Origin of the sequence: Loigolactobacillus backii (assembly GCF_001663675.1) — a bacterium.
In the GTDB taxonomy this organism is placed as follows: Bacteria; Bacillota; Bacilli; order Lactobacillales; family Lactobacillaceae; genus Loigolactobacillus; species Loigolactobacillus backii.
The window spans coordinates 2133509-2151868 of record NZ_CP014873.1 but is presented as its reverse complement, the minus strand read 5'-3'; the positions used below and the strand labels follow the sequence as shown (position 1 = coordinate 2151868).

Here is an 18360-nt window from a genome sequence, read left to right as displayed (position 1 = left end):
GTGGAAATAAAATTAGGGCTTATAAAGGAAAAATCCTTTACAGGTAAGAATAGCTATGCTAAAATTATTTGTTGTGATGTTTAGGTCACTTATTACGATATTCCGCTGCCTTGCTTAGACAAGAATGTCTGTAGAAAAGGAGAAATATATTATGAACCCATTAATTACAGAGATCACGAAAGACCAATTGCGGACTGATATTCCTAACTTCCGCCCTGGTGATACTGTTCGTGTTCACGCCCGTGTTGTTGAAGGCACGCGTGAACGTATCCAGCTTTTCGAAGGCGTTGTTATCAAACGTCGTGGCGCAGGTATTAGCGAAACTTATACTGTTCGTAAGATCAGTAATGGTGTCGGTGTTGAACGGACATTCCCTATTCACACACCACGTGTTGCTTCCATTGACGTTATTCGTCATGGTAAGGTACGCCGTGCTAAGTTGTACTACTTACGTGCACTTCATGGTAAAGCAGCCCGAATCAAAGAAATTCGTCGTTAAGCTTGACTTTAAAGCTACTTGGCAATTGCCAAGTAGCTTTTTTTATCTGCTTTGACAATTGCATCTTGGCGGTTGCTCCACTAGAATATAGCGGCTCTTCGTCAACTGTTGTTGGTGAATCCATATTTCGAGTTCTAATCACTTCGTGATTAGGGCTCTTTTTGTTTTGATTTTGAAAACGTATAGTACTCGAGTTCTAAACCTCCAGAAGCTGCGATAGCCAAAACTGGCTCGTTTGATCGCCTTGATTTTATTATTAGAACCTTCCAAAGGACCATTTGAATAGTGTGTGGTAAAGGTGTTACGAATCTCATCATGATGGCTTTCAAGTGTTTTAATCGTGTTCTTCATTTCTTCAGAATACGTTTTGTTATTCCAAAATGCCGCATTGTAGTTATGCCAATCTTGATGTTGGACAGCTGACCGGACGCTGTTTAAGACTTGATAAGTTTGTTCTAGTTCTGAATCCAACGATAACAGCTGATGGACAACATCGGTGGCAGCCATCCAGTAAGGAAAATTAGTCCACTTTTTGAATTGTTCAAAGTTAAGCTGTTCAGTTGGTACTAACAACAGCTTCCAGTAGCGCTTAAGGGCGTGAAATTCGCGAGAAGACGGGGTAAACTTCTTCATCACCTTGATTCTGGTTTTGTTAAACGCCCGATTTAGGGCGTTGATAATATGAAACTTGTCCATGACCACCATGGCATTGGGGAACACGGTCTGCACAAGCTTGGGGTAGGTATAATTCATATCAGTCACAATAATTTTGACGTTTTCTCGGGCAGCTTGATCGAAGCGGTAAAAATACTTCTCTAGTTTATTGATGGTTCGATAAGGGAGTAAGTCGATTAATTCATGGGTTTCGCCATTCATGAACTCAAAGCTCATGGCACCAGTAGCGCTCTTGGTACTCTTCACCTCATCCATTAAGATGATCTCTGGTAAATAGTGCCAATTGGTTTGAAAGTCTCGTTCAGCGCGCATTAACTGGCGGCCCACAAATGAATCTGATGCCGATACTTCATTGGCAATGTGCTTCAAAGAGACCGGTTCACCGAGCTTCTCTAGGCATTCTTTGCGGCTGGTGTTTGAAATTGTACAGTGTTTCGGAACTGCCAATGTTTGTGCAAGAAAGTTGCCGTGACATTCTTTACAGTGGAAATAGCGGCGCTTTAAGGCTAAGATGACGGTGTTGCTCAGAACCTTCGAGAATCTGATAGTGGTATTGCGCCAGCCGTAGTTAATAATCTTTTGATCATTGATAATCCCGCACTTGGGACAAGCCTTCGGCGTGTAATCCAAGTGGCCAGTTAAGCGAATAACCCCGTCTTCTCCAGTTTCACCGTCAGTAATTTTTAGGTTCTCGTCAGCTATTCCTAATAATAATTTTGTAGTATCATGACACATAGGGCATTTCCTTCTTTCTGAAAAATCTTCGTGGTGGTTGACTTGGATGAACGGACAGGAAATGTCCGCTTTTTTATTCTAGCCATAAATAAAAAATCTGTCATCAGTAATAGATGAAAATCTATTACCAACAACAGATATTGTAGAACCAATATAGCTAAGGCCGGTGAGCGTGTTTGAAAAAACGGCGGTAGTTTACTTTGAAATCAAGTTGGTTATTTGGAAGCAGTACAACTAATTGTCGTTCCCTTTGTATTTGTCGTAGTTTGACTTAGCCAAGTGGCAATGGAAAATTAGTGTTTGCTTGATTAGTAGGAGAAACAAGTAACAATGGTTAATAATACTGTTAGATTAAACGACAATATTTTTTAAATAGATTTTAGACTACGGGAGTTAATGAAAGTGGGGTTTTTGAGGTGCAAGCATTTATAGTTATGCAAGGGCGAACGTATCAGGCAGAACGGGCCGCGGGGATTATTTGGACGTATCAAAATGATCAAAGTGGTCAGCTACCGCCATCCTGGGCGCGATTGACTGAAGTTCAGCCAGGTGACATTGTTTTTCATTACGTTGCCGGAGCACTTGTTGCCTTAAGCCAGGTGACGGCACCACTAACGAGTAGTTTATTACCCGAAGAATTAGCGCTGGATGGTGCGCGGCCAATCGTACGCCTCGTTCAGTTGCATTACTATGAATTGCCGCGGCCGATCCAAATCAAACAAATTTTGCCCTTAATTCGGCCGCTATTACCGCAGCAACACTCAGCCTTTCAACAAAATGGCGCCGGTAATCAAGGTTACCTTTATCCGTGTTATGCCGAGTTGACCCAACTTTTCTTACAGCAAATTGAACAAAATTATTTTACCCAAAAAAATGAACAACTTCAGTTAAGCATGTCGACGGTTACATCAACGATCGATAATCCTTTATTGGCCATGATTGTTAAGGCTAGGTTGGTTTTGCAGGCGCAAGTGGTGGCCCAACAAAAGCTTTTTCAGCAACGTGTCTTCCAGCAGCAAGTGGTTCAGTGTGCTATTTGTGGTGTTGAAACGCCTACTTTATTAAGGGCAGTTCGGCTTAAACCAACGAAGGATTCACCTCAGGCTGAACGGATATTGGCGGAGAATGGTCTAATTCTTTGTCCAGTTCACGCAGCCTTAGTGGAACAAGGTTACCTCACTTTCAGCCGGGGCGGTAAGTTAATGCCCGCGGCCAATTTAGCGTTACTTGATCGTGAGCGGCTGCTGCCCCAACCTAAATTGCGGTTGGCGTTTACTTCTGCTAGTAAGCCATTTCTTAATTGGCACCGGCAGTATTTGTTTCACGGCCTGAATGCAGGGGGAACAAAATAGGATGAAGCTAACACTTTTAACAACTAGCGATATTCACGGTTACCTTTACCCCACTGATTATCGAACCAAGCAACTAGCGGCACCATTTGGGTTGGTTCGTGCTGCTGCCGTGATTAAGGCTGAACGCAAAGCTGCACCAGGGCCAGTTCTAACCATTGAAACTGGTGATTTTTTGCAAGGCTCACCGTTGGCCTATTACATTGCCCGGCAAAAGCGGCCAGTTGCTCCGGAAAATTTAACCCAGGCCTATAATGAAATAAACTATGATGTCCAAATTTTAGGTAATCATGAATTTAATTTTGGCCGATCCTATTTGCAGCAGGCACTGGCCAGTCTAACTCAGCCTGTGCTCTGCGCAAACATTTTAACAACGGCCGGTAAGCCCGCCTTTGGTTCGGCCTACAAATTATTTGATTGTGCCGGCGTGACGGTGGCGGTTCTTGGCCTAACCACGGCCCACATTCCATTCTGGGAAACGCCACGGCACATTCAGGGGTTAAACTTTCAATCGATTGTCACAACGGCAAAGCAGTACGTCCCTAAATTGCGGCAGTTGGCTGATGTTGTTGTTGTGGCCTACCACGGTGGCTTTGAGGCCGATCTCAAAACAGGCCAACCAGTTGGGCTTATTAACGACGAAAATGAGGGCTACCGTTTGTTAGGGGAAGTTCGTGGCATTGATGCCTTAGTCACCGGCCACCAACACCGTAGTTTGGCCAGTCATGTGCTTGGTGTCCCCATTGTTCAGCCAGGTTATCGCGGGTCGGCCGTTGGGAAAATTCAGTTAAACTTGGCCACAAAACCATTAGTGAGTGTAACCGCATCGGCAGCAACCTTATTACCCACGGCCAAGCAAGTTAGTGAGCCACGGCTAGTGACCAAGATGTGGTCGTTACAACAGGAAGCTGAGCGTTGGTTGGACCAACCCTTGGGTCAAGTTAAGGGCGATATGCGAATCAAAAATCCTAACCGAGCACGTGTTGTTGAAGCGGCCTACGTTGAATTTATTCAGCGCGTCCAAATGACGGCGGTGGGGGCGGACATTTCGGCAACTGCGCTATTTAATAACGAGAGTACCGGCTTTGGTGAGCAGGTGACAATGCGGCAAGTGGTGACAAATTATGTTTACCCCAACACGGTTGCCTTGGTCGCAATTAATGGCGCAATTTTGCGGGCGGCATTAGAAAAATCCGCCTTATTTTTTGCACCACTAGGTAAGGAAAAAGTGGGGATTAACGCCAAATTTCTACACCCGAAAAAGCAGTACTATAACTATGACATGTATGAAGGCATTGATTACACAATTAACGTTGCCCGGCCGAAGGGACAGCGAATCACGCGTTTAGAGTACCACGGTCGGAAAGTTCTACCAACCGATCAACTTAAAATCGCCTTAAATGGCTATCGTGCTGGCGGTGGAGGCAACTTTACGATGTTTAACCCGAGTCTAATTGAGCATGAGGTTCAACGGGAAATGCCTGAGTTAATCGCGGATTATTTCAAGGCCCACCCTGTGGTAACGGCGAACGTTAATCATAACTTTAACGTCATTAATGAACCTGATTAAAATTTAAGTGTACATTAATACTATATTTGAAGTGTTAGTGTGCGCTATTTAATCTCAGTTAGACGATAATTTGAATTGGGTTATCAATAAGTGAAAAAAAGAGTACGAAATTACCGGTGAATCTTTTGGATCTAGTTAGAAAGGCAATTGGCTACACTTGCTGCGACTGTGCGGCTGGGAAGAATTAGTGGATCAATTTTTTTAACTTGTTATAATCGCGTGCAACGGATTGGAAGCTGAAGTGTGGCGGCTAACTAGTTTGCGGGCCGGCCTAATTAATTTGCGTTAGATTCTAATTGAAAAACGCCCCTTAAAAGTATAAGATTGAAAAAGACTTTTAGGCGACACATTCAACGAAATTAAAGTGAGGGATTAATGAAATGAAGAAGAAAATCACGGCCGGCTTAGCGTTAATGCTGGTGTTAGTGCTTGCCGGTTGTTCTAATCTAAAATTAACGACGACTAAGACGACGTATAAGCCCAGTGGGATGACCGCCGTTGTTAAGGGAACAGCTAGTTCTGGCGCCGATCTAACTTATCAAATCGGTAAAAAAACAAGTAAGGTTAAAAATAATCACGGTGACTATGTTTTCACAGTTCCCGCAAGTAACGTTCAGCAAACGGTCAAAGTTAAGGCCAAATCGGCTGGTAAAACAGTAACGAAGAAGGTTCAGATTAAAAAAGTTAAGCCGTTGGGCAGTTACGCAATGCTGACAATGAAGTATAGTGCTATTTTGCAGCAAATGCATTTAACGGCTAAGGCTTTGCCAGAGACTGTAAAACCCGGAATTCATGATCTAATTAAAACCGATAGTTATACAATTCGGGGCAACATCCAAAACGACCAGTTAATCGGTGCCACGTTTATCATTCCAACTAAGGCATTGAAACAAAAGTCGGCCCAACAAGAGTTTGGCACCGCCTTTTCAGTTTTCTCCTCAACAGTAGGTGCTGATGGTGAAAAGGTCTTCAAAGAATTCAACAAGCAAACTAAGAATCAATCAAAAGGTCAAACAACGGTTAAAGAAATTAGTTCCAATGGCGTCCACTACAATATTGGTTTTTCAACGACCACGTTGTACATGTACATCACGAAGTAAATGAGTTATAACGTGTGATAAAGGGTCCGTTATGAAGGTTATCGTTCACTAGAATTAATGGGTGAACTAAGTAAATTGCCGGAATAAAGCGACCCTTTATTGCGCGTTTTTTGTTGCAAAATTCATGCTGCTGGTTTAGTTCTAGACTATTTTAAAAGAGGCTATTTTATAATGGAAAAATTAAAAGAACGGCTGGATGCGTTTAGTGACGCCGTTATTGCGATCATCATTACAATTATGGTTCTGGAATTACCATTGCCCCACCATAATTCATTGGTTGAATACTTACAGTTTGGTAAGGCGATTGGCATCTTTTTCATCAGTTTTTGTTTTGTTGCCAATATTTGGTACCAACATTCAATGTTGTTTATTGATGCCGAAACGATGAATAATAAGATTTTCGTGTTGGAGTTTACCTTCCTGGCCTTTCTTTCGTTAACGCCGATTTTTACAAAATTGATTACGGTAGATACCAATCGCGTTACCGTTATTGCGTATGGTATTTTGACTATAATTGTAAATGGATTGTTTATCGCGGTCAGTTACTTTGTGATTCGGCAAAAGTATAGCGATCATAAAGATATTGAAAAGATTTTCCACCGAATCTACGGTAATCACACTAATTTTATAGCCATTGTAAACGTGGCCGTCCTAATTTTGGCTTACTTCAAACCAGAATGGGCATTATGGTTTTATTTAACACTTCCTGTGATCTCGTTCATTACGATTCGTGAGGACCAAACTGATTTGCAAGAAGTGACTAATTTGTCGGCGGATGATCAAAATCAATATTTGCAAATGTCTAACGCCAAGCTGCGCGACTTTCGCAAACAGCAGCGGGAGATTAGCCGTAAATACGCAAGCCAGCGGCAAACCAATCCTAATTGGCAAACGGATATGGGGACTGAAATGACGCAACTTTTCAAAGGCAATTTTGGCAAGCGTGATTTTTCAAACGGTGTCCCGCACCAGCAGCGTTTTTCTGGCCGTCCGAATAGGTCACAACGTCCGCAACAAGAGCACGATCAGCATTCGGATAGAGGCTGAGACAAAAAGTCCTAGCCTCTTACTGTTTCCGAACATTGCTCTAGAACGTGCGCCAAAAGTCTGGATTGGCTGTAGTTGCGCAGTAAACCCAAAACCGACTTTTGTCACACTCCCAACGGTGAAGTAAAGGCTCTCTGTCAAATCCTGTTGATAGCCAATTTTACAGCGTTAGAAGTTAGGCAACTTCTAATGCTGTTTTTTTATTTGGTTTGGTGCGCATTTGTTGTAGTTTGATCCGTGAAACTAAATGGTGATAGTTACGAAAACCAAAAGCCGTTCGCTGGATCTGTTTGATCATACGATTGATGCCCTCGATGGGACCGTTCGAATACTTTGATTCACTGGCATTGAGGATGATCTCTAGGTTCTTCTTGAAGGTGATTAGCGTGGCCTTCATTTTGGGACTGAGTTGCTCATTGTGATATAAATAGATCACGAGCCCATCTTTATCGTGATTTTTTAGACAAGTCATGATGCCTTGCATGATGGTGTAGGTGTTCGCCAACGTTTCATCGAGTTCAAGACCTAACTGCACGCGTTCTTGCTGGGTTAATTGTTGGCGCAGATGGCGGTCATAAAATAATTGTTTAACCTCCAGGCCATCACAATGTTTTAAGAACAGTTTCCAAGCGAATTTTAGGGTCCGATATTCTTTCGTTCGTTTAGAATATTGTTTCATGAGCTGCACGCGACTTTGGTTGAACGCTCTGGTCATCATGGCGACAATGTGAAACCGATCAACGACGATCTTAGCGTTGGGGAATACGGCTTTAACAATGTCTTGGTAGTAACTATTAAGGTCTAAAGTCACGGTTTTAACGCGCTGACGCACACTGAGCGGAAACTGATTAAAGTAATCAAGAATACTTTGTTTCAACCGATCCGGCAGGATCTGTTGAATTTCATGATCACCAGCACCGTTAATGCAAATAAAGTGTAGGACACCACCAACACCACGTACTTCATCCATCGCTAAATGTTCGGGCAGATAGTTGTAATTCCGGCGAAAGAGATCATCATATTTATCTAAGTAGCGACAAACAGTACTGGGTGAGACATTATTGTCACAAGCAATACTCTTTTGGGTCCGATCATCTTGTAAGTGCATAAAGATCTTTTGGCGAGTCGCCCGAGAGATATTGCAATATTTATCAACTAGCTCAGTCGTTGCCATAACACTAGTCCCACAGTTTTTACAAAGCAGGCGTTCTTTATGTAGTTCTAGATAAACCGGCTCACTGGCATTGGCAGCTAGGTAGGTCACCCGGGCACGATAGTGACCATTATGATTGAACTGATCAAAGCCACACTGGGGACAACGCTTAAGGCTGGTCTTGACAGTGGCGCGATAGACTTTAATTCGTCTGTTTTGTTTGTATTCGTAACCATAATCGAAAAAAATGACATTTGGGTCTTTAATACTGAGCGCAAATTTTATATGATTGTCTATAGGGTTCACGGTTTTCTCATATCCTTTCAAATGATGTAGTGGGTGGATTTTTTGGATGAGGGCTGTGAGCTCTTTTTCTGTCCTTAAATTGTAAATTCAAAGGCACAAAAAATCCTGTTAATAGTTTACCATTTGTAAACTATCAACAGGAAAAAGTATAGAGCCGAAGTAAATCGTACTAAAAAGGCTGCTAAATTCCATTAATTAGGAATTTAGCAACCTTTTTTAGTGCCTCTTTTAGAAATATTTTTACGGTCAATTGGCTATACTTTTGTTAATTTTTCACAGTTTGGCGGTGCTCATAGCGTGAATAAAGTAACCAGGCGATGAGGCCGAAGACGATGGGGCCGATAATAATTTCAAAAGCATCTAAGTATTGGCCTTCTAGAATTGGTTCCACAATCGTGAAAATAATCCCAAAGACTAATACTAAATCAACGACAACGGTGATAAAGTTAGTCCAACCCTTACTCTTATAGATGACGAAAGGTCGTTCAAGATCAGTCCGTTTCTTAAAGAAGGGAAAGGCTGTGACTAAGAATAGATAAGGTAGCGTTGTTGAAACGTTGGCCATCTGGGTTAAGACGTTGTAGAAGACCTGGGCGTCTTTACCGCCGAAGGAAACAAGAAAAATAAGTACCGAGACAAAGGCAGCTTGGCACCACATTGCTCGGGCTGGCATGCCGGCTTTGTTAGTTTCCGCAAAGCCTTTTGGCCAGAGTCCTTTAGGTGTACCTAATACAAATGATTTTAGTGGTGAATAAATTAGAACGAAAAAGGCACCTAAGTAACTAAAGAACATGGTGAAGCCAGTAATCCGGGCAAACCAGGTTCCAATTAATAACGCGCTGGCGTGGCTAAGATTCAGGCTTTCACCAAGGAAGTAACCCAAATTTTGCATTAAGACGTAGGTGATGTTCCCCAAGTTAGTGGTTTTATTATTTAAAACGGAGTTCCAGCTAGCTGAAATCCCCCAAATAAAAATGGAAAGGGCGTAGCTGATGGTAATTAGAACCGTTGCGAAAATCAAGCCTTTAGGAAAGTTTTTCGCTGGTTTATCCATACTATCAGTAACGCCACCCATGGTTTCCATGCCACCATAGGCAAAGACCGCGAAAACAACGAAGGATAGCATTCCAATTAAGGATTTATAGGCGGCGTTTGGTGACGAAACGAAAGTGTGAATGCCGTGAATTGGCTCAGCGAGATGAAAGCCATTTTTAATTAAAATAAACAAACTAACTAGGATAAAACCAACGTTTAAGATGGCAATCAAGGTACCGCCGAAGGATGCAAATTGCGAAATTCGTTCAATCCCGTTGGTTGCTAGTGCTGTAATTAAAATGAAGAAAATGATCCCTAATAAACCAATGGTGGCGTTGGAGGTTAGCCCCAATAAGTGCCAGCTTTGGGTTTTATCGCTACCAAAGATAAAGGTTGAAAAAGGAATCCAAACCTTGGAAGCGGTGGAAACCATCCAAATAATCCACGATGCCAGCCAGATAAAGGTACCGATAAAAGCTGGACGCGGGCCAATTGATTCGGCCAACCAAGAGTAAATGCCACCGTGGGATTCTTTAAAGGTTGAGCCGTACTCGGCGAACATCAAGGATGAAGGTAAGAAAAAACAGATTGCTGCAATAATGTACCAGATTATGCCGCCGTAGCCCATTAAGTAGTAAGCAACGGTAGTGTTAGCAAAGCCAAAAATGGAGCCAAAAATCATTAAAACTAAACCAACTAAGGTTATTTTCTTTTGAGTAGCCATTTATTTATATTCCCCTTATTAAGACCCAAACAATCAATGGTGCTGCGGTGTAACGTGTGGTAAAAGGTGTTGCCATGCTTGACCTAGTCACGTTTTTAGTGACTTACAGTTAGCTTGGCGCTTGGACTGCCATTTCACGAAGTTAACCCGGTCCAAAATAACCTTTTAACACGTCTTACAAGTTTGCGTCGGTATTAAAATTCAGTGGTGATCGATCCGTTGCCTGCGTGATCAGCGTGGCCGTCAAGGCTTCGAATTCTTGGCGCGCGTAAGCTCCACGCTGGGCACTGGTTTTGGTTAAGTAGTCAGTTAAGGCAGTGCCAGTTAACGTAACTGCCTTTTGATCAGCTTCCTCTAACTGATGTAAAAGGTTGGCGTGGACTTCGTTTTGGACCGCCGCTAGCTGTTCGTTAAACTGGTGATAATGGCTATCCACCAGTACGCCTAACAGCTTATACGCCCAGTAATTTGACTGAGGATCATAGGTTGCGCCGCCAACTTTGTAGTCCGCCGGTGTCTCACTAATCCCAGCGTAAAAAGGAACGTAACAACTTTCGGCAGCGACACCCATGGCCAACCAATGTAGACCACCAATAGCAGTCGGTAAATTTGGTCGCAGTTGGAGAATGTGAGACTCTTGCGTTTTAGCTAAACTGATTGGGCGAAATTTATGTTTATTTTTTGGTTTGCCTTGGCCAACTGGATCGTACTTGGTTCCCTGAAAATGAGAACTTAGAATCTGACTTAGCATTTCAACAGTAATTGGCCGTTCGGCTTGGCGAACAAATGGTAGCGCAAAGGACATCGGTTTCTGTTTACTACTGGGATTCAACAGACGCTGACCGTACCAAACACGCGGTGTGTTGTAAATTAGGTCGGATTGACTTTGCGTACCAAAAATTTCGCGAAAATTGAACGGTGTCCCTGTTCGCCATAAATGGTGCTGGCTGGCGAACGCTTGAATGGCCGGGGAACTCATGAAATTAGCAGTATCCGCGAAATCAACGACTTGAATACTCAGTTGGTTGGAAACAACCGCGTAAGAATCATCGGGAATTCGTTGCGCAACCCAGTGATGGCCGGAGCCGGATTCTAGGTACCAAACTTCCTCCTGGTCCGAAAAAAGAATGCCGTTAGTTTCACTGGTCCCAGACTGACTGATCAGATCGCCAAGCCGTTGAACACCTTCACGAGCAGAGTGAACGTAGGGCAAAACGACGGTGACCATTGCTTCTTCAGCAATGCCACCAGCAACTAATGGATCGTAGCCTAAGACTTGGGCGTTGGCGTAGGCACTTTCAGTGGCGCTCATTGCAACGCCGTATTCGTTAATACCGTCTTCTTCGAAGAGACCAAATTTATCGGTCCACTCGGGTGTTGCCGTGTAGGCGGCACTTTCTTGTGGTAATGTTAACGCTAACCCAGTATCCTTAGAAATAAACTCAGTTACCGCACTGTTGTGGGCGTGTTTGACGAAATGCTTTGGCCAAGCAGCTTTACTGTCTTCATTACGACCAATAAAGGTTGAACCATCGGCACTGGCAGCCTTACCCACAAGAACACTAGTACAGGCTGAGAAATTGGTTAATAAATTTTTTTGCATCGGCAAAACTTCTTTCTTCAATATATGCATTAAAGCGAATAAATAATGGGATAATTATAGCATAATCAGCTAACAATGATTTTTTATTCATAATAATCATAGCAAGATCTAATCAAATTTGTTAAATTAACGTTAGAACACTGTTTCTAGATGAGAATTAGCAAAGAAAACCATCATTTTAGCCTTTTTTACGGGTTGCTTAGGTAGAATAAGCTAAGAATTACTTAACAGGAGGCTATTCATGAATAAACTAACAAGTAACGAAACACTAAAAAAGGTCTTTTTCGTTCTTTTTGCCAGTATCTTAACGGCCTTGTCATTAAATATGTTTTTGATTCCAGCAAATGTGTTTAGTTCCGGGGTTAACGGGATTGCCCAATTGCTGGCAACTTTATTGGAACGTTTTATGCATATTCACATTGAAACTGGTTATTTTATTCTGCTGTTTAATATTCCGATTGGTTTACTGGGCTGGTTTAAAATCGGCCGCAGTTTTACTTTATATAGTATTTTAACGGCGTTACTTTCCGCGGTTCTTTCCGTTGTGTTGCCGGTTAAGGCGTTGTCGGCCAATCCGCTGATGAACGCCATTATTGGTGGTGCACTGGTTGGCCTGGGGATTGGGTACGCTTTGCGGGATGGCTTTTCAACTGGTGGAATGGACATTGTGGCTTTTGTGCTAGCCAAAACAACCGGGAAAACAATTGGTAATTTAATGCTGGCGATTAACGGAATTATCGTACTTGTTGCTGGTTTAACGCTGAATTGGGCCAGTGCACTGTACACGATTATTTCGATTTACTGCACCTCACGGGTGGTGGATAATATAAATACCAGCCACTTGAAAGTGACGGCCATGATTGTCACCCAGCAAACAGACGCCGTGGTCAACGCCGTTCACGCCCGACTTATTCGGGGAATCACCATTATTCCAGCCAAAGGTGCCTACTATAAAAAAGACAGCACAGTTTTGATGATTGTGATCACCCGTTATGAAATGTACGAAATTGAACAGGCCGTTCGTGACGCTGACGCCCACGCCTTCGTTAATTTCTTGAACACAAATGAAGTTATGGGTGCGTTTTTGGATGAGAGCCAACAGCCGAAGCACGTTGTGAAGGGCGGCTAGTGGATTGTTTGGAAAAATATTCTTACCCCGGATTTAAAATCTAAGTGCAACAAGTTCAAATTATACAAATAGGCCATGGAGACCTAAACTTAAAGTGCTGAAACTCTAGAAAGGACATCTCCATGACCCAATCCAAGAATAGCACTACCAAGCATTATCAACAACTTACCCCGGAAGAAAGAGGCGAAATCCAAGCGTATTTGAATGCAGGAGAATCTCAGGCTGAAATTGCCCGTCGGCTTGACCGTAGTCGTAGCACCATCTCACGTGAAATCAGGCGTGGTACTGTTCAACAGCGTAATTCTGACTATCTCTTTTTCACCGAATACTTTGCGGATACCAGCCAAATTCGCCACGAAAAAGCCCGTCAAAATTGCCGTTTCAGAGGCTTAGAGGAAGCCTGCTGGCTGTTCTTCAAGATGCTTAAAACAGTACTTAAACGCCGGCCACGGATTGATAGTGTTGATGGCTTTGTTCATACCTTTAAACAGGCTCATCCTGACAAACCATGCCCCTCAACACCGACTGTTTATCGGTACATTGGTCAAGGCCGCTTAGACATTAAGAACATCGACCTGCCAGCCAAGGTCCGACGCCATGTAAAGTCCAATCGTCACAACCACTCGCGGAAAAACAAGCGTCTGGCTGGCACTTCAATTGATGAACGACCAGACACTATCAATAACCGTGAACGCTTTGGTGATTGGGAGGGTGACCTAGTTAAAGGCAAGCGTCAGGCTAGTGAACCAGCACTGATGACCCTGACCGAACGGCGAACCCGCTATGAGATCATCGTCAAGATTCCCAATTACCACGCAGACACCTGCTTAAAAGAGCTTCAAGCTACCATTGATCAGCATCCTGGCTACTTTAAGACCATCACTTTTGATAACGGTTCTGAGTTCAAACTGTTGGACCAGATTCAAGGGCCTCAGATCTACTTTGCGCACCCTTACTCACCTTGGGAACGTGGCAGTAACGAGAACCAGAACGGTTTGATTCGAGAGTACATCCCTAAGGGTCTATCGCTACATGGTTTCTCTGATGATGACATCGCAAAGGTTCAAGAGGCGCTGAATCAAAAACATCGCATGACACTCGGCTACGCTAACGCCGCCGAGCTTATTGAGGCCGCGCTTGCAAGCTAGCTCACGGCCTGGCTCCATGGTGTTGCGCTTGAGTTGACATTCCGGGAAAATATTCTTACTCTGTAATTGCAGCGTATTATTGGTTTCTTAATGCTGATGAGTGGGCCAAGCTAAGCAAAAGTCAAAATTACGGTTAAGTGCAGAAGGCGGTCTGGTTCAAACATATTTAGATTGAGTTGGATAAAAACTACCTTTGTCAGTGTTGATAGTCAATTAAGAGCGCCGATAAATTGCGCAGCATTAAGGCTGTGGTTCCTACTCAATGGCACTAACTAAGCGGTTAAATTAATCAATAATCAGAACTCAACCACTGCCAAGGTGAAATGGAGGCGCTGGCGTATCAGCTGTGTCGAAGGTACTTGATGACCGAATTGTGGTCATTTAGTACCTTGCGTGATTGATAAGATCCATTTTCTTTTCCGAATGGGTTTAATCGGAAAGAAAATTAGCTTGTCAACGCGCCACTGTCACTCATTCTTAACAACTAATTTTAGCAAGTATTAATTACTAGAGCATATTCGCTAAACAGGACTTGTTTCCCGTTGTCGATTGGACTAAGCCGAAGTCCGGCAAGTCCAAGTCGCACGCGTTCCATACGCCAGCGCCGGAATGGAACCTAACCAAATCTGCCCACGTGTAATTTAGTGGCCAAGCGGCATAAGCATTATTTTTAGTAGCGCTATAATTCAATTTAAATATGAGCGGCTACGATGCACTAAAAATAGTTTGACCACCGCTCACTTCTTTTTGCCAAGGCCGGAGACATTCGGTATAATAAGGCTAATTCATTAGACTAGGGAGTGTTTAATTATGCCACTTGTTCACATTGATTTACTTGAAGGCCGGACACCGGAGCAGCTTAAAAAAATGGCCGCTGACGTCACAACTGCCATTGCTAAGGATGCAAATGTTCCTGCCGATGATATTCACATTGTGCTAAATGAAATGAAGCACGATCATTATTTTGTTGCGGGAAAAGAAAAGGGACAGAAGTAATTTGCGGCAAAAATGGAGACTGGAACAAAGTTAATTTTTTGTTTCCAGTCTTTACTTTATTCTAAATATGATCGCTGTATCGTGCGGCAAAGGGCAAATTATTCTGTTTGGAATTTAAGCGCCAGTTTGGCCCACTTTTTTAAAATTTAGTTTGATTTTGGATGGAGTGAATACATTGAGTTATTATCATTACGGAACTACGCGGACGAACGCCGCTGGCCATTTGGAAATTGGTGGCGTTGATACTTTGGCCCTTGCTAAAGATTATGGTACGCCACTGTTTGTCTATGACACGGCCTTAATTAAAGAACGAATTCAACAATTTAAAGAAGTTTTCGAAACGGCTGGTGTTGCTTATAAGGTAACTTATGCCAGCAAGGCCTTCACTGCAATCGCCATGTACCAACTTTTGGCCCAGGCCGGCGTTGGCTGTGACGTTGTTTCTGGTGGGGAAATTTATACTGCCAATCAGGCTGGCTTTAACATGGCCGATGTTTCTTTTCACGGTAATAATAAATCTGTTGCCGAGCTTGAATTGGCCCTAGAAACGGGTGTCGGGACGATTGTTTTAGACAATTTTCACGAAATTGATTTATTAAATAATTTGCTTGAAGAGCGGCAGCAGCAAGTCAACGTGTTACTGCGGGTTTCTCCTGGAATTTCGGCCCACACCCACGAATACATTATGACTGGTCAGGAAGACTCTAAATTTGGATTTGATTTGAAGAGCGGCCAGGCAACAGCGGCTTTTGAAAAAGTACGCCAGTTGACCACAATGAAGTTGTTAGGTGTCCACTGTCACATTGGCTCGCAGATTTTTGAAACGAAGGGCTTTGAAATGGCTGCTGGAGCGATGGTTGACCTATTAAATACTTGGAAACAAAAGGACGGTTTTCAGGCTGCTGTACTGAATTTAGGCGGGGGCTTTGGTGTCCGCTATACCGCGGAAGACCATCCGTTGGCGCCCCAGGACTACGTTAAGGACATTGTCGCGGTCGTTAAAAAATTAACCAGCTCGGCTGGTTTGAAACTACCCGCAATTTGGATTGAACCCGGGCGCTCAATGGTAGCCGAGGCGGGAACTACTTTATACACCGTTGGCTCCCGTAAAGATTTGGCTGGTATTCGTAGTTACTTAGCTTTAGATGGCGGCATGGGTGATAATATTCGACCAGCGCTTTACCAAGCAAAGTACGATGCTGTTTTGGCCAGTAACCCTGATGGCGCAGCAACTCAAACCGTTTCGTTAGCGGGTAAATATTGCGAATCCGGTGATATGTTGGCTTGGGATCAGCAGTTACCGGCGACGCAGCCTGGTGATGTGGTGGCCATGTTCACCACTGGTGCGTACGGCTATTCTATGGCCAGCAACTACAACCGCAATCCACGGCCAGCCGTTGTTTTCGTGGAAAACGGCCACGCCCAATTAGTTGTGAAACGAGAAAGTTTTGCGGATTTAGTCCATTTGGATTTACCGTTGGAATAGTGCCGGAGTGGTTTAAAAAGCGATTTGATTTTGAATATTAGCTACATTTGAACATTAACTGAAAAAGCGACATTATTCTAGCAATGCAGGCTATACTCCTACTTAAGTAGACAAGCAAATAATCAAAGCTTGTACACTTAGGAAGGAGTTTTTTATGGGAAGAAAAGGTTCCCGCTATACATTGAAGGAAAAACTGGCGTGTATTAGCTTAGTGGAGCAGGGAATTACTCCTAACGCAGTTGGCACTCAGTACAATATTAAAGGTGAACAGATCCAGCAATGGGTTCAACGTTATCACAAAGATGGCGAAGCGGGATTAAAGCGAGCTTGGCCGCACCGTTATCCAACCGAGCTAAAGCTGGAAATCGTTCAAAAATATCTAACAAGACACACGTCATATCCACAATTGGCCAGAGAATATCAAATTCCTAACGTGGCAGTTATATATCAGTGGGTAACCCGGTATACTAGTGGTAAATCATTAGAAACTACTAGGGAGAAAAACGATATGAGAGATGGTCGTAAAACAACTCAACTTGAACGAATTGAGATCGCACAATGGGTGATTGCCAATGATCTAGACTACGTCGGTGCTATAAAGAAATTTAACGTCTCATATGGACAAGCCTATACCTGGGTTAGAAAGTTCAAACGAGATGGTTCGATGGGCCTAGAGGATCGTCGTGGTAAGGCGAAAGAAGATCATGGTCAATTAACTGAGAACGAGAAATTAATGCTTGAAAACAAACGGCTTCAGGCCCGCGTAATGCGGCTCTCAACGGAGCTAGCCGTGCGGGAAAAAATCCAAGAATTAGAGAGAAGGAATGTCCTCAAACAGAAAAATATCAAGTTATTAAAGAACTCACACAAGAAGTGAATTCAGATAACGATCAACCTTATAATATCGGCTATTTGTGTACCTATACGGGAATTTCACGATCAAGTTACTATAAGTGGTTAAATCACGGTCTAAGTCAGCGTCAGATCGACGATCAAGCTGTTGTAAAGTATATGATCGAGCTAGAGAAACAACACAACTATATCTACGGTGTTGAGAGTCTAACAATGTATGTTAATAAGAATACCAAGTATCATGTTGGACACAATAAAGTGCGACGATTAATGGTCGAAAATGAAATCAAAGCATCTATCAGGGTTAAGAAACATGATCGACATGAGGAACATAAAGAGCAACTCTCGGCTAACCTTCTGTATGATGCAGATAAGGGTCATAATTTTCATCCAGATGAGGCTAACCATATTTGGGTAACTGATTGTAGCGAATTAAGATATGGTCTTAGAAATCAGTATCGGCTTCGCCTAAGCGCCATTAAGGATCTATATGATCATAGTATTATTGCTTGGCAGGTAGCCGAAACTGAGACATCGGTGTTAGTTACCGATACGATCAGGTTGGCTTTAGAGAACACAAATGCAATTAAACCAGCCATTTTACACAGCGATCAGGGTTCTAGCTACACCTCTGGTGAATACAACACTTTCCTAGCAGGTCATGGCATCAATCATAGTATGTCACGAGCGGGTACCCCTGGCGATAACAGTCCTATAGAATCCTTTTGGAGTCACATGAAGGACGAATTTTTTGCGTTCAGAACGGCGCAATCAAAGAGTGAATTACTTGCTCAGATCAATGAGTTTATTCGCTGGTATAACTTTGAGCGGCTTCAAGTAACATTAAACGGCATGACGCCGATAGAATATCGAAATCATGCCGTTCAAGAATGTGCATAAACACTTTAATTATTTGATTGTCCTCTTGACAGGAGCCGAGCCTAGCCTCCTTT

Annotated in this window: 15 protein-coding genes; 11 read left to right on the top strand and 4 right to left on the bottom strand. The window is 43.1% G+C overall.

Annotation, left to right across the window (positions count from 1 at the left end; translation table 11 throughout):
* The first annotated feature begins 151 nt into the window (after positions 1–151).
* Positions 152–499 carry a 50S ribosomal protein L19 gene (rplS, locus tag AYR53_RS09730; protein WP_068223957.1) on the top strand — a complete coding sequence of 116 codons (348 nt, stop codon included), beginning with the start codon at positions 152–154 and terminating at the stop codon, positions 497–499.
* Between the two features lie 138 nt (positions 500–637).
* Here the strand turns inward: rplS and AYR53_RS09725 are convergent, their stop codons facing one another.
* Positions 638–1909, bottom strand: a complete 1272-nt coding sequence (locus AYR53_RS09725) for an ISL3 family transposase (protein ID WP_068279055.1) — start codon at positions 1907–1909, stop codon at positions 638–640.
* A 416-nt stretch (positions 1910–2325) separates the two neighbouring features.
* On the opposite strand from AYR53_RS09725, the gene AYR53_RS09720 reads away from it, so the two are divergent.
* From AYR53_RS09720 to AYR53_RS09705, 4 genes are all read left to right on the top strand, one after another.
* A complete protein-coding gene (locus AYR53_RS09720) occupies positions 2326–3261 on the top strand; it encodes an HNH endonuclease family protein (protein ID WP_068223960.1) in 936 nt (311 codons plus the stop codon).
* A gap of 1 nt (position 3262) precedes the next feature.
* Positions 3263–4828 carry a bifunctional metallophosphatase/5'-nucleotidase gene (locus tag AYR53_RS09715; RefSeq protein WP_068280482.1) on the top strand — a complete coding sequence of 522 codons (1566 nt, stop codon included), beginning with the start codon at positions 3263–3265 and terminating at the stop codon, positions 4826–4828.
* A 380-nt stretch (positions 4829–5208) separates the two neighbouring features.
* Positions 5209–5928, top strand: coding sequence for a hypothetical protein (locus tag AYR53_RS09710; RefSeq protein WP_068223965.1), 720 nt, complete (start codon positions 5209–5211; stop codon positions 5926–5928).
* A gap of 171 nt (positions 5929–6099) precedes the next feature.
* Positions 6100–6975, top strand: coding sequence for a TMEM175 family protein (locus AYR53_RS09705; RefSeq protein ID WP_068280485.1), 876 nt, complete (start codon positions 6100–6102; stop codon positions 6973–6975).
* 175 nt (positions 6976–7150) lie between these two features.
* Here AYR53_RS09705 and AYR53_RS09700 read toward each other — a convergent pair whose 3' ends face one another.
* From AYR53_RS09700 to AYR53_RS09690, 3 genes are all read right to left on the bottom strand, one after another.
* A complete protein-coding gene (locus tag AYR53_RS09700) occupies positions 7151–8434 on the bottom strand; it encodes an ISL3 family transposase (protein ID WP_068224077.1) in 1284 nt (427 codons plus the stop codon).
* 265 nt (positions 8435–8699) lie between these two features.
* Complete coding sequence (yjeM, locus tag AYR53_RS09695) at positions 8700–10193, bottom strand: glutamate/gamma-aminobutyrate family transporter YjeM (RefSeq protein ID WP_068280488.1); 1494 nt, start codon at positions 10191–10193, stop codon at positions 8700–8702.
* A 175-nt stretch (positions 10194–10368) separates the two neighbouring features.
* On the bottom strand, positions 10369–11796 hold the full coding sequence (locus AYR53_RS09690; protein ID WP_068280491.1) for a C69 family dipeptidase: 1428 nt from the start codon (positions 11794–11796) through the stop codon (positions 10369–10371).
* Between the two features lie 241 nt (positions 11797–12037).
* On the opposite strand from AYR53_RS09690, the gene AYR53_RS09685 reads away from it, so the two are divergent.
* From AYR53_RS09685 to AYR53_RS09660, 6 genes are all read left to right on the top strand, one after another.
* Positions 12038–12925, top strand: coding sequence for a YitT family protein (locus tag AYR53_RS09685; protein ID WP_068223975.1), 888 nt, complete (start codon positions 12038–12040; stop codon positions 12923–12925).
* Positions 12926–13047: 122 nt separating this feature from the next.
* A complete protein-coding gene (locus AYR53_RS09680; protein ID WP_065928829.1) occupies positions 13048–14073 on the top strand; it encodes an IS30 family transposase in 1026 nt (341 codons plus the stop codon).
* 810 nt (positions 14074–14883) lie between these two features.
* Positions 14884–15069 carry a 2-hydroxymuconate tautomerase gene (locus AYR53_RS09675; RefSeq protein WP_068223978.1) on the top strand — a complete coding sequence of 62 codons (186 nt, stop codon included), beginning with the start codon at positions 14884–14886 and terminating at the stop codon, positions 15067–15069.
* Between the two features lie 175 nt (positions 15070–15244).
* Positions 15245–16555, top strand: coding sequence for a diaminopimelate decarboxylase (gene lysA, locus AYR53_RS09670; protein WP_068280494.1), 1311 nt, complete (start codon positions 15245–15247; stop codon positions 16553–16555).
* Between the two features lie 154 nt (positions 16556–16709).
* Positions 16710–17432 (top strand): helix-turn-helix domain-containing protein, encoded by a 723-nt coding sequence (locus tag AYR53_RS09665; RefSeq protein WP_057823861.1) that lies wholly within the window; start codon positions 16710–16712, stop codon positions 17430–17432.
* Entirely contained in the window at positions 17429–18307 is an 879-nt protein-coding gene (locus tag AYR53_RS09660) for an IS3 family transposase (protein WP_238595646.1), read from the top strand. The genes AYR53_RS09665 and AYR53_RS09660 overlap by 4 nt, the downstream gene beginning before the upstream one ends.
* Positions 18308–18360 lie beyond the last annotated feature (53 nt).